General features: G+C 64.3%; 9 protein-coding genes. 6 read left to right on the top strand and 3 right to left on the bottom strand.

Going from position 1 to position 12,640, the window contains the following annotated elements:
* Positions 1–286 precede the first annotated feature (286 nt).
* Together QUV11_RS07145 and QUV11_RS07140 are read left to right on the top strand one after the other, a co-directional pair.
* A complete protein-coding gene (locus QUV11_RS07145) occupies positions 287–1,933 on the top strand; it encodes an acetolactate synthase large subunit (protein WP_300881284.1) in 1,647 nt (548 codons plus the stop codon).
* Between the two features lie 143 nt (positions 1,934–2,076).
* A complete protein-coding gene (locus tag QUV11_RS07140; protein WP_300881283.1) occupies positions 2,077–3,510 on the top strand; it encodes an aldehyde dehydrogenase family protein in 1,434 nt (477 codons plus the stop codon).
* 62 nt (positions 3,511–3,572) lie between these two features.
* Here QUV11_RS07140 and QUV11_RS07135 read toward each other — a convergent pair whose 3' ends face one another.
* The 3 genes from QUV11_RS07135 to QUV11_RS07125 all read right to left on the bottom strand — a co-directional run bounded on the left by QUV11_RS07135 (position 3,573) and on the right by QUV11_RS07125 (position 7,883).
* A complete protein-coding gene (locus QUV11_RS07135; RefSeq protein ID WP_300881282.1) occupies positions 3,573–4,967 on the bottom strand; it encodes a vanadium-dependent haloperoxidase in 1,395 nt (464 codons plus the stop codon).
* A 245-nt stretch (positions 4,968–5,212) separates the two neighbouring features.
* Positions 5,213–5,692, bottom strand: coding sequence for a GreA/GreB family elongation factor (locus QUV11_RS07130; protein WP_300881281.1), 480 nt, complete (start codon positions 5,690–5,692; stop codon positions 5,213–5,215).
* Between the two features lie 139 nt (positions 5,693–5,831).
* Complete coding sequence (locus QUV11_RS07125; RefSeq protein WP_300881280.1) at positions 5,832–7,883, bottom strand: lytic transglycosylase domain-containing protein; 2,052 nt, start codon at positions 7,881–7,883, stop codon at positions 5,832–5,834.
* 105 nt (positions 7,884–7,988) lie between these two features.
* Here QUV11_RS07125 and dapA point away from each other — a divergent pair, with 105 nt between their 5' ends.
* The 4 genes from dapA to QUV11_RS07105 form a co-directional block, all read left to right on the top strand.
* Positions 7,989–8,864: a 4-hydroxy-tetrahydrodipicolinate synthase gene (dapA, locus tag QUV11_RS07120; protein WP_300881279.1), complete on the top strand. Its 876-nt coding sequence runs from the start codon at positions 7,989–7,991 to the stop codon at positions 8,862–8,864.
* The gene (gene smpB, locus QUV11_RS07115) at positions 8,864–9,346 is read left to right on the top strand and encodes an SsrA-binding protein SmpB (RefSeq protein ID WP_300881278.1); all 483 of its coding nucleotides are present in this window, start codon (positions 8,864–8,866) and stop codon (positions 9,344–9,346) included. The genes dapA and smpB overlap by 1 nt, the downstream gene beginning before the upstream one ends.
* A 265-nt stretch (positions 9,347–9,611) precedes the next feature.
* Positions 9,612–10,166, top strand: a complete 555-nt coding sequence (locus tag QUV11_RS07110) for a DUF2062 domain-containing protein (protein ID WP_367279846.1) — start codon at positions 9,612–9,614, stop codon at positions 10,164–10,166.
* Between the two features lie 198 nt (positions 10,167–10,364).
* On the top strand, positions 10,365–12,640 hold a 2,276-nt coding region (locus tag QUV11_RS07105; RefSeq protein ID WP_300881391.1), incomplete at its 3' end, for an ATP-binding protein.

The following is a 12,640-nucleotide window of genomic DNA, read 5'->3' as shown; positions in this document are numbered from 1 at the left end:
ACTGCGCCAATTCCAACATTCACAGGCCTTTGAACGCGGCACCGGTCCGCGCCCCAAAGGCCGGTCCCGACCGCGGCAACGCGCGGGGCATCCGATGCGGGCTTTTGGCGGGTGACTCGGCAAATATTTGGGGTTATGCCTTGGGTCACACGGGGCTTGGGCTGCGGAGTCCATGGTTTCGCAACGCTTTTTCCGCCCGGGCACCAAGCACAATGCACCGCCCGGTCATCCTTTCGGTCGCACGATTGCAACAATCTGCCAATTTCGGTTTCCGGGGGAGTTATCCATGACCAAAGCATCCGATCTGTTCATCCAGTGTCTGGAGGAGGAGGGCGTCGAGTATATCTTCGGCGTACCTGGCGAAGAAAATCTCGACATGCTCGATTCGCTCAGCCGGTCGACCCAGATCAAGCTGATCCTCACCCGGCACGAACAGGGTGCAGGCTTCATGGCGGCGACTTATGGCCGTCACACCGGCAAGACCGGGGTGTGCATGGCGACCTTGGGCCCGGGCGCGACCAACTTCGTCACCGCTGCGGCCTATGCGCAGCTCGGCGGCATGCCGATCCTGATGGTGACCGGCCAGAAGCCTATCAAGAAATCCAAGCAGGGTCGCTTCCAGATCCTCGACGTCGTCGGCATGATGAAGCCGATCACCAAGTTCACCCATCAGCTCGCCAGCGCCGACAACATCCCCAGCCGCGTGCGCGAGGCGTTCCGTCTGGCCGAAGAGGAAAAGCCCGGCGCGACGCATATCGAGTTTCCCGAGGACATCGCCGAGGAAAAGACCGATTCGGTTCCTTTGAAGCCCAGCCAGACCCGGCGGCCCAACGCCGACAAGAAGTCGATCCGCGCGGCGGTGACCGCGCTGGAAAAAGCCAAGTCGCCGATCCTGGTGATCGGGGCAGGGGCCAACCGCACGATGACCAGCCGCATGCTGCTGCAGTTCATCGAGAAGACCGGCATTCCCTTCCTCACCACCCAATTGGGCAAGGGCGTGATCGACGAGCGGCACCCCAAGTTCGTCGGCTGTGCGGCGCTCTCGGCGGGCGATTTCGTCCACCGGGCGGTGGAAGCGGCCGACCTTATCGTCAACATCGGCCATGACGTGATCGAAAAGCCGCCGTTCTTCATGCATCCAGGCGGCACCCCGGTGATCCACATCTCGTCCAAGACCGCCGAGGTCGACCCAGTCTATTTCCCCGAGATCGAGGTGATCGGCGATATCGCCAACGCAATCTGGCAGATGAAGGAAGACATCGTCCCCAATGGCGGATGGAAGTTCGACCATATGCTCGCCTTCCGCAAGGCTGAGGTCGATCACACCAAATCGCTGTCGGACGATGCGCGCTTCCCGATCTTCCCGCCCTATCTGGTGCAGCAGATCCGCGATGCGATGCCCGATGACGGCATCATCTGCCTCGACAACGGCGTCTACAAGATATGGTTCGCGCGCGGCTACGAGGCCTATCGCCCCAACACCGTGCTGCTCGACAACGCGCTCGCCACGATGGGCGCGGGGCTGCCGTCGGCGATGATGTCGTCTATGGTCTATCCCGACCGCAAGGTGCTGGCGATCTGCGGCGATGGCGGGTTCATGATGAACAGCCAGGAGATGGAAACCGCGGTCCGCCTCAAGCTCAACATGACCGTGCTGATCCTCAACGACAACAGCTACGGCATGATCCGCTGGAAGCAGGCGAACATGGGCTTTGCCGATTTCGGCCTGACCTATGGCAACCCCGATTTCGTCAAATATGCCGAGGCCTATGGCGCCAACGGCTATCGCGTCGAAAGCGCCGAGCACCTCAAGGAACTGCTCGCGCACACGCGCGACACGCCAGGGGTGCATCTCATCGATTGCCCGGTTGATTATTCGGAGAACGATCAGATCTTGAACATCGACATCAAGAAGATGGCGAAAGAGCTTTAAACAGAAATCCCCCTCTCCCCTTCAGGGGAGAGGGCCGGGGAGAGGGGAATGGACTTCCCGCTTCCCGCTTCATGCCAAGGGGGAGGGCGGCCCCCTCTCCCAACCCTCTCCCCTGAAGGGGAGAGGGCTATAAGGGACCCGCTATGACCACCCTCAAATCCGTCTATCCGCTCTATCTCAACAACGTCGCCCAGCAGCCGAACACCGATCTCGAGGTGACCGACAAGTTCACCGGCGAGGTCGCGTTTCGCGTCGCGCAGGCCGATGCCGCGACGATCGACGCTGCGATCGCGGGCGCTGTCGAGGCAGCCGAGCCGATGGCGCGGATGCCGAGCTATAAGCGGCAGGAAATCCTCAACCATTGCGTCACCCGGTTCAAGGAGCGGGCAGACGAGCTGGCCTATTCGCTGTGCGTCGAGGCGGGCAAGCCGATCAAGGATTCCGAAGGCGAGGTCAGCCGGCTGATCGACACCTTCCGCATCGCGGCCGAAGAATCGGTGCGGATGGCGGGCGAGGTCCAGACGATGGACATCAGCCCGCGCGCCAAGGGCTATCGCGGCATGTGGAAGCGGGTGCCGATCGGGCCGTGCTCGTTCATCTCGCCGTTCAATTTTCCTTTGAATCTTGCCGCGCACAAGATCGCGCCCGCGATCGCGGTGGGCTGCCCGTTCGTGATGAAGCCCGCCAGCCGCACGCCGTTGGGCGCGATCATCATGGGCGAGGTGCTCGCCGAGACCGACCTGCCCAAGGGCGCGTTCTCAATCCTGCCCGCCAGCCGCGATGGCGCCGACCTGTTCACCACCGATGACCGGCTCAAGCTGCTCTCATTCACCGGCTCGCCCGATGTCGGCTGGGACCTCAAGGCCCGCTGCGGCAAGAAGAAGGTCGTGCTCGAGCTCGGCGGCAACGCTGCGGTGATCATCGATTCCGATGCCAATCTCGACGATGCGATGGAGCGCGTGATCTTCGGCGCCTTCTACCAGTCAGGGCAAAGCTGCATCGGGGTGCAGCGCATTCTGATCCATGCCGATGTCTACGAAAAGTTCCGCGACATGCTGGTCGCCAAGGCCAAGACATTGGTCTCGGGCGACCCCAAGGACCGCGACACCTTTATCGGCCCGATGATCCACGTCAAAGAGGCGACCCGCCTGGACGGCTGGGTCCAGGAAGCGGTCTCACTGGGCGGCACATTGTTGTGCGGTGGCAAGCGCGATGGCGCGATGCTCGAGGCGACCCTGCTCGAAAACGTGCCGCACGAAGCGAAGATCGTCACCGAAGAGGCGTTTGGCCCGGTCGCGGTGCTTTCGAGTTTCACCGATTTCGGCAAGGCGATGAAAGAGGTCAACGCCAGCAAGTTCGGGCTGCAGGCAGGCGTGTTCACCCGCGACCTGTTCAAGATGTTCGACTGCTGGGACCATCTCGATGTCGGCGGAATCGTGATCAACGACGTCCCCAGTTTCCGCATCGACAACATGCCCTATGGCGGGGTCAAGGATTCGGGGCTGGGCCGCGAGGGCATCCGCTTTGCGATGGAAGACATGACCGAGATCCGCAACCTGCTGATCCGGGGCCAGTAGTCCGCCAGAGGGTTGCGCCGCCCGAGTGGGACCGCGCAACCCTGCCGACGTCGTTTGCTGAGTTAAGGCATCACAACCCCGCCCAGTGATGGCGCGGTGTTGAAGAAGTCGTGCGCCTCGCTGCCGATCGCGAGACCCAGCGGAACCCCGCCGATGTTCTCGCCATCGCGGCGCGGGATGCCGTCGAACCGCCAGTGGACGCCCAGATAGATCCGGCTGACCGAGTTTTCCCAGACCGCTTCGGCGAAATTGTCGAAGGTCTTGTCCACCCGGGTCCGGGTCGATCCATCGGGATCGCTGGCAATGCCGTCGAGCTCATCCGACACAAAGCTGAAGGTTTCCTTGGCGATCGGCGCGCTGTCGTGCGTCTCGACGTCGAGCACGTCCTTGAGCGTGATCGGCCCCGGCGCGGTGCTGAGCGCCAGCCGCAGCGTCTGGAACAGCGCCGCGCCGAAGGTGGCATGGCCCGAGGGGTAGGCAGGGAAGTTGGGGCTGCGGGTCATGGGCCCTGCGGTGTTGGTCTGCGGCGCGCCCAACGGTGCCCAGAACGGATCGCCACCCCGCACTGCATCCTCCTGGCGCAGCCCAACGACGGGCCGCCACAGGTCATAGACATACTTCCAGTGCCACGCGTCGATGCCGGAATCTGCCATCGCGACGTTGAGCTGGGCAAACAGCTCGGCGGCCTTGGGAATGTTCAGCGCCAGCGGCTCGATCACCCGGCGCGCGACCTGATTGTACAGCCGCGGCGGCACACCCAGGTTCATCGCGCCATCATAGCCCCAATAGACCCCGATGCGCTCCTGCTCTGCGCTCCGCTTGCCGCGCAGCTTCGCGCCATAGTCGCGGACTTCGTCGAAATCGTCGCGGTAGTCGGGGTTGTTGAGATAGTCGGACAGGCCGGTCCCCGGAAACGGATCGAGCGGCTGGTTCGATGCGCCGGTAAACCGCGTGACATTGCCCCACACCGGGCCCAGCCGGTTCTGCCCAGGCTGGAACGGGTCTGCCCGATGCTGGCCATAGACAGGGTCCGAGGGCTGGTTGGTGACGATATCGATATCCGAGCCATCTCCGGTCCGCGCATCGAGGATCGCCTGGCCGACCTGTTGGCCATATGCGAACCGCGCGGCGTTCACCGCCCCGGTCGAATCGTCGATATAGATGCCATAGCGCGGATACATCGCCTTGAGCGTGACCACCGCGGCGCCGGCGATGATGTCGGTCACGCTGCCGCCCGGTGCAGGGCCAAGGCCGTGGGCGATCGATTTCTTGCTCAGCCAGGCGGCGCCGGGATTGCCGCTGCTGAACGCAACCGCATCGTGAATGGCAAGATGAACGATCGCCATCGCCCGCGAGGTGCGGATCGGCCCGGGTTGCTGGGCATTGTTGAAGCCGCGGGTAAAGTCACGCCGCGAGCACTCCAAAAGTATTGCGTTCCAATACAGAACCGGATTCATGGTCAATTCCTTCAGACAAGCGTCATCGCTCTGCCAAATCAGGGCAGAGGAAACATAAGACACAGAAAAACGGCCACCAATCTGGTGACAGGTAACCGTATACGACTTTATTGTGTTGATGTGCGTGACGGCATCGAACAGGGCCCTTGTTCACGCGAGGTAATGCTACTGAGGTATGGGCCGAATCTATAGGACGGATACGACAGTTTTAGCATTAAACTTTGTTTAAGGACGTCTTTGGTCGGTCAGGCCGGGTAGGCGATGCCCAGCACTTCCCACTCCTTGGTCCCGCCCGGCAACGCCACCGTGCGCAGATCGCCTATCGCGGCGCCGCGCAGCGCGCGGGCGAGGGGGGAATTCCAGCCGATCCGGCCTGCGCCCGCGTCCTGCTCGTCATCGCCGACCAGGGTGAGGGTGCGGCGGTTGTCGTCCTCGTCTGCGATCTCGACCTCGGCGCCGAACCACACCTTGGAGTGGTCGGTCTGCGCGGCGGGATCGACCACCCTTGCTGCCTTCATCTTGCGCGCCAGCCGGTTCAGCTCGCGGTCGATCTCGCGCATCCGCTTGCGGCCATAGAGATAATCGCCGTTTTCGCTGCGGTCGCCATTGCCCGCCGCCCAGCTGACGATCTCGACGATCGCCGGCCGCTCGACGCCGAGCAGTTCGTCATACCGCGCCTTGAGCGCGGCGTAGCCCGATGGGGTGATGTAGTTGGGGCGGTCCATGGATGGGCTTTAGCAAGGCAGGGCGGACAAGGCGACGGCCTCCACCGTCATTCCCGCGAAGGCGGGGGTGAAGCTTCTGCTCGAACGATGCGCAAAAGCGTCGCCCCCGCCTTCGCGGGGGTGACGGAGCCTGGGATGGTCAGCCAGGCGAGTTCTTGCCCAGATAGCGTGTGAGCTTGTTGTTGCCGCGCATCGTCGACCGCTCGGGGTGCATCACGTCGTAGACCACCGCGTTCTCGAGCACGCGCTGGACATAGTTCTTGGTCTCGAAGATCGGGATTTTCTCGACCCATTCGACGATGTCGATGCCGCCGGTGCGCGGGTCGCCATTGGCGCGCAGCCACTTGTTCACGTTACCGGGACCGGCGTTGTAAGCCGCGACCGCGAGGGGATAGCTGCCGCCGAAATAGTCCATCATCCGCGCGAAATAGCCCGCGCCGAGCTGGATGTTGTATTGCGTGTCATCGGTCAGCGCGCCCAGCGAATAGCTCAGACCCATCTTGCCCGCCTGCTCGCGCGCGGTGCCCGGCATCAGCTGCATCAGCCCACGCGCGCCGGCGTGGCTGACCGCGTTCTGCGCATACTGGCTTTCCTGCCGGGTGATCGCGTGGATCATCGTCCAGTTGTTCTGGAAGCCTGGCGGTACCGGCATCTGCGGGAAAGCGAGCGATTGCAGATCGTCGACCCCCTTGGTGCGCGCTGCCTGGCCGACGATCACCGCAAGATCACGCCGTCCGATCTGGCGTGCCAGTTCGGCGGCCATCACATGTTCCTCGGGGGTTTTCGCGGAAGCGGCAACCGCACCAAAGAAGCGCCGCTGAGTGGGCCAGTCGCCGCTGCGTGCGATCACCTGGGTCGCCTGCACCAAACTGCTGGCGTTGAACCGTCCGCGATCGACTGCGCTCACCTGAACCCGCGGCGTCTCGGCAAAGGGAGCGATCGTCCGGCCCAGCCGCTCGGTGGCGAGCTGGCCGTAATAATGGTCAGGGTATTCCGCCGCCATTTCGAAATACCGGGTCGCTTCTGCCGTATCGCCCGCGGCAGCCGCTGCGCGCCCGGCCCAATAGAACCCCTTGGACCGGGTCTGCGGGGTGCGTGCGCCGCCGCCGTAGCGCGCGAACATGCCGATCGCGTCGCGCGGACGGCCAAGGTTCTGCAACGCCACCGTGCCGGCAAGCCAGGTCAGGCTGGTGTAATCATCGCGCACGCCCAGGCTTTCGTCGGAGATGTCGTGCCCTTGCGGGAACGCATCATCGACCTTGGAGGCGATGTCAAACGCGGTGCTGTATTGATTGTCATTGTTCGCGCCGCGTGCCTGCTGCAGCAGCAGTTCGTACCACGCTTCGGGATTGGTCGGACGATATTCGAGCGGCGGGCGGCTGGCGAGCAGATTGCGCGCCATCGGCCAGTTTCCGCTGTCGTTGAGCCGCTTGGCGCGCTGAGCCACGAAGCCTGAATCGCGCATCGCCTCGGCCCCGAGAGCGCCCGCGAGGCTGTCGGCGTCGGGCAGGTTCTTGAGCATCGCCAGCCGCGCCGCGAAAGTCGCGCGGCGTTCGGGCGAAACGAAGCCGAACTGTTCTTCGGCATCGGGCGTCGCCTTGGCCCACAGCAGGGCGTCCATCCGCGTGTCGTGATCGGCCAGCGTGAAATCGGTGCCAAAGCGGCTGAACAATTGCATCCTGTCCTGCGGCATCATCGTGCCGCCGCGCCAGGCCTTGGCCGCCTCGGCGCGGGCGGCATCGCGCTGGCCCATTGCATCGAGCGCCACCGCATGGCGGGCGCGACCGACATTGGTCAGCGGCGCGAACCGCGAGAAATACGATACCACCTCCTGCGGCGCTGCGGGGCTGATCCCCAGCGACTGCTCGGCGCTACGGCGAAGCTTGTCCTCATCGGGCCAGCCGGGGTTGGAAATGAGGAAGCTGGCGAAGGTGGAGAAGGTGTAATTGTTGGGGCTGGTGGTCAGCGACCGCCAGTTGGCGATGGTGCCCGACATGTCGGCTGGCATCGATTGCAGCAACTGCGCGCGGGCGCGGTCCCAGTCGCTGCCATCGCCCGATCGGCTGACCGGCGCGGGGGCCGCGGCATAATCTGCCGATTGTTCGCTCGCCAGACAGGCGGCTGGAATACCCAACAAAGGAAGGGCGATGAGTGCGGCCGTGCTGCGCGCAATTGCAATTCGTGAAACCATGCTGGACATCATGCGCTTTCGATCCTTATCAGGCGCTGAACACACATACGTGTCTATAGATATTCGTTCTTGCCCGATTTGCGGGCAAGGTAAAGGAGCTACCCGATGTTTTCCGGCTCAATTCCGGCCCTTGCGACCCCGTTCCGCGACGGAGCGTTTGACGAGCCGGCCTTTCGTGCGTTGATCGACTGGCAGATCGAGAACGGAAGCTCCGGACTCGTGCCATGTGGGACGACCGGAGAGGCTGCGACGATGTCGATCGAGGAGCATGATTACATCGTGCGCGTCTGCGTCGAACAGGCGGCAGGGCGCGTCCCGGTGATCGCCGGATGCGGATCGAACGATACCAAGGTCGCGATCGGCCATATGCACAACGCCAAGGCCGCCGGCGCCATCGCGGCTTTGGTGGTGCCACCCTATTACAACCGCCCCGGGCAGGACGGCGTCCGCGCCCATTTCAAGGCGCTGACCGAGGCGTGCGACCTGCCGATCATGCTCTATAATGTCCCTGCGCGCACCGTCACCGACATCAAGGTCGAGACGATGGCCAAGCTGTCGCGCTTTCCGACGGTCATCGGGGTCAAGGATGCCACCGGCGATCTGGAGCGGGTAAGTGCCCAGCGCGCGCAGTGCGGCAAGAAGTTCTGCCAGATGTCGGGCAATGACGAGCTCGCGCTGGGCCATCGCGCGATGGGCGGGGTGGGATGCATTTCGGTGACGGCCAATGTCGCGCCGGCGTTGTGCGCGCAGTTTCAGGCGGCGCTCGCCAAGGGCGACTACAAGGCGGCACTCGCGCTCAACGACCGGCTGTATCCGCTGCATTCGGCGATGTTCTCCGATGCCTCGCCCGGCCCGGTCAAATATGCGCTCAACCGCGTGCGGCCCGATTTCCTGCCCGATCTGCGGCTGCCGATGACCCCGCCCGACAAGAAGAGCCGCAAGACGGTCGATGCTGCGCTCGTCCATGCCGGACTGATTTGATGGCGCGACCCAAGCCCGAAACCTTCGACAAGACCAAGATCGTCGCCGAGAACCGGCGCGCACGCTACGATTACGCCATCGACACCGTGTACGAGGCGGGGATCGCGCTCACCGGAACCGAGGTCAAGGCGTTGCGATCAGGCCAGGGTTCGATCGCCGAAAGCTATGCCGAGGTGAAGGACGAGCAGATCTGGCTGATCAATTCGAACATCCCCGAATACAGCCACGGCAACCGCGAGAACCACGAACCCAAGCGCCCGCGCAAGCTTCTGCTGCACGCGCGCGAAATCGCCAAGCTGCACGGTGCGGTCAACCGCCAGGGGATGACGTTGGTACCGCTCTCGGTATTCTTCAACGGCCGCGGCCGCGCCAAGGTCGAACTTGCGCTTGCCAAGGGCAAGAAGGCGCCCGACAAGCGCGCCGCGACCAAGGAGCGCGAATGGAAGCGCGACCAGGGCCGCATCATGCGCGACAAGGGCTAGGGCCAGCCTGCAATCGAAGCGCAATCCGCCCCGGCTAGCCCTGGCGTTCCGACCGTCGAAAATAAACGTCGGTTCACGACATAGCGTGCGCCAGATCACGCGTGCGCGCTATGGGCTGTGGTGCACTGTCGTCGCTGCCCGATTCGCTGGCGAATTCGGGTAAACGTCGTTTTAATCCGCGATCGGCTATGGCCTTTTGCAGCGTCATTCCCACATGGAACGACGTCGCATTTGTCGCGATCAAAGAGTGCAAAAGGGTTTGGAGTTGACTGAGGGCCGGATCAGCCGCTGGGTTGGACGCAATCTGCCGACGCGCGAGAGCATGGAGCGCAACCGCTTCATCAAGCCCTTTGCCGCGCGCGTGCTGCGTTCGGAATTGTGGCGGTTTACCCGGCGCTCGGTTCCCCGCGGGGTGGCATTGGGGGTGCTGGTCGGCGTGATCATTCCGCTCGGTCAGATTTTCGCCGCCGCGTTGCTGGCGCTGCCGTTCCGCGCCAATGTGCCGGTCGCCGCGCTGACCACCTTCATCACCAACCCGTTCACCACGCCATTGTTCTGGCTGGCGAGCTATCACGTGGGCAGCTTCATCCTTCGTGTCGATGCGACCACATTCGGCCAGCCCGTGGCCACCGCGCTCAACCAGCCGCAGGTCGAAACCTGGATGGAATGGCTGACCGGCGCCGCCTCGATCACCGCGTTCGGTCTGGTGGTCGTGGCGATCGTCCTCGCCGCTGTCGGTTATGTGGCAAGCTCGATCGGCTGGCGGGTGTGGGTCGCGGGTAAGCGCCGGCGCAGGCTGGCGCGGGTCCGGCACCCCTGATCGCACAAGCTTGCGTTTGACCCGCAACTGCAATTTGTAACACGGCAAAACTTGCGCTAGCGTCGCACCCTTGATGCCAGGCCAGCAGGCCGCATGAAAGGGGCTCCGACGACCTTGACCACCACCCGTGCCCGCCCTGACCTTGACTGGCCGGAATGGTTGCCCGCAATTCCCGATCCCGATACGCCCGACGCTCGCATCACCGCGCTGATCATCGCCGGTGCCCTCATCGTCAGCGGTGGGCTGATCTGGCTTGCGCTGGGCGACTGGGTGCCGCTGATGCTGTTTGCTGCGGGGCTGGTCGGGCTGGCGGCGCTGATCCTGGTGTATCGCCGCCAATTCCCCGCGCGCGTGCGGGTACAGGCCGCTTTGCCCGACTGGTCGGTAACCCATGCCGCGACCGACCACCCGGTCATTGCGATTGCGATCACCGATGAGGCCGGGCGGATGATCTGTGCCAACCAGCGCTTTATCGACCTGTTCGGCGCCGAGACGGTGCCGCCCAAGCTGCCGCTGGCAGGGCAGGGCGGCGATCTGCTGGCCGAGGCGGGCCGTGCGGCCTGGCGCGATGGCCATGGCAAGGCCGCCGGGCTGGTGAGCTCGGGGAGCAACATCGATGCGCAGGTCCAGCGGGTCGGGCGCGGGCAGGATTATCTGCTGTGGCGGTTCGAGCCGGTGCAGCGGTTCGACCTCGCTGCCGAAGCCGATGCGATGTTGACAGGACGGCCCGGCCGCGCGCTGGGTGAGGGCGGTTTCATGGCCGCGGCGATCAGCCCGGAAGGCCGCATCCGCGCTGCCAACAGCGCCTTTGCCGCGCGTGCCGCGGGAGCAGAGGTCGGCAACGTCGTCGGACGCGATCTTGCCAGCTTCCTGCGCGCAGACGAACGCAACCGAATCTATTTCGAGCGCGAGGGCCGCAAGGGCGTGCCGCTCAGGCTGTTTCACCTGCCGCTGCTCGATCCGCTTTACAATACCGATCCCGAAGAGCGCGAAAAGGCGCCCGCTCTGGTCGTGCTGATCGACGAGGATGCGAGCGGCATGGATAAGGGCACGGCGCTGGGCTACGTCCAGACCCTGCTCGGGCTGCTGCCGGTGGGTCTGGCGATGACCGATCGCGATGGCCGTTTCCTATTCGCCAACGATGCGTTCCTGCGTGCTGCCGGGCTCACCGAGGGCGCACTGCCGCCATACCCGGGCGATCTGGTGGTGCGCGAGGGCAAGGGCGCGCTTGCCGATGCGGTGCGCCGCCACGCCAGCGGCCAGGCAATGTCCGCCGACGTCGCGCTGCGGCTGCGGCATCAGCCCGACGAGCCCGTGACGCTGTCGCTCGCAGGGCTGCGCGGTATGGGCGATGCCGCGGTGCTGCTGTCGATCAAGGACAATTCGGAGGAAAGCCGGCTCAAGCGGCAGGTCGCGCAGGCCAGCAAGATGCAGGCGATCGGCCAGCTGGCAGGCGGCGTCGCGCATGATTTCAACAATGTGCTGACCGCGATCATCGGCCATTGCGACCTGATGCTGATGCGCCACAGCCCCGGCGACAGCGATTATGACGACATCCAGCAGATCCGCAGCAACTCCAACCGCGCCGCGTCGCTGACGCGGCATCTGCTCGCGTTCTCGAGGCAGCAGACCCTGCGCCCACAGGTGCTGCAGCTGCCCGATATCGTCTCGGACACCTCCGAACTGCTCAAGCGTCTCATCGGCGAGAAGATCGTGCTCGAGGTTCAGCACGACCGCAATCTGGGGCCGGTGCGCGCCGACCCCGGCCAGCTCGAACAGGTCATCGTCAACCTCGCGGTCAATGGCCGCGATGCGATGCTGGCTAAGCGCCCGCCCGGCGGAACGCTGACCATCCGCACCCGCAAGGTGACCGCGGCCGAGGTGCGCGCGATGGCCAGCGATATCCTGCCGGCCGACGAATACAGCGCGATCCTGGTCGAGGACAGCGGCGTCGGTATTCCGCCCGACGTCCAGGCGCGTATCTTCGAGCCGTTCTTCACCACAAAGGATGTCGGCAAGGGCACCGGTCTCGGGCTGTCCACCGTGTATGGCATCGTCAAGCAATCGGGCGGTTACATCTTCGTCGATTCGGAGACGGGCAAAGGCACGACGTTCTCGATCTACTTCCCGGTCTATCGCGGCGGCGCGGTCGAGCAGCGCAGCCGCAAACCCGCCAAGGTCAGCAACGGCCAATGGGGCAACGCCCGGCTGCTGCTGGTCGAGGACGAGGACATGGTCCGCGCCGTCGCCGAACGCGCGCTGACCCGCCAGGGCTTCACCGTCGTGACCGCCACCGATGGCGAAGATGGGCTCGAGCGGCTCGCCGACAGCGGCCCTTTCGATCTGGTGGTCAGCGATGTCGTGATGCCCAATCTCGATGGTCCCGGCATGGCGATGGAGATGCGCAAGCGCATACCCAGCCTGCCGATCCTGTTCATGTCGGGCTATGCCGAGGAGACGCTGCGCCAGAGCAT

This window comes from Blastomonas sp. (assembly GCF_030373265.1).
GTDB lineage: Bacteria > Pseudomonadota > Alphaproteobacteria > Sphingomonadales > Sphingomonadaceae > Blastomonas.
The sequence above is the reverse complement of the archived record's forward strand: the minus strand, read 5'-3'. Positions and strand labels throughout refer to the sequence as shown.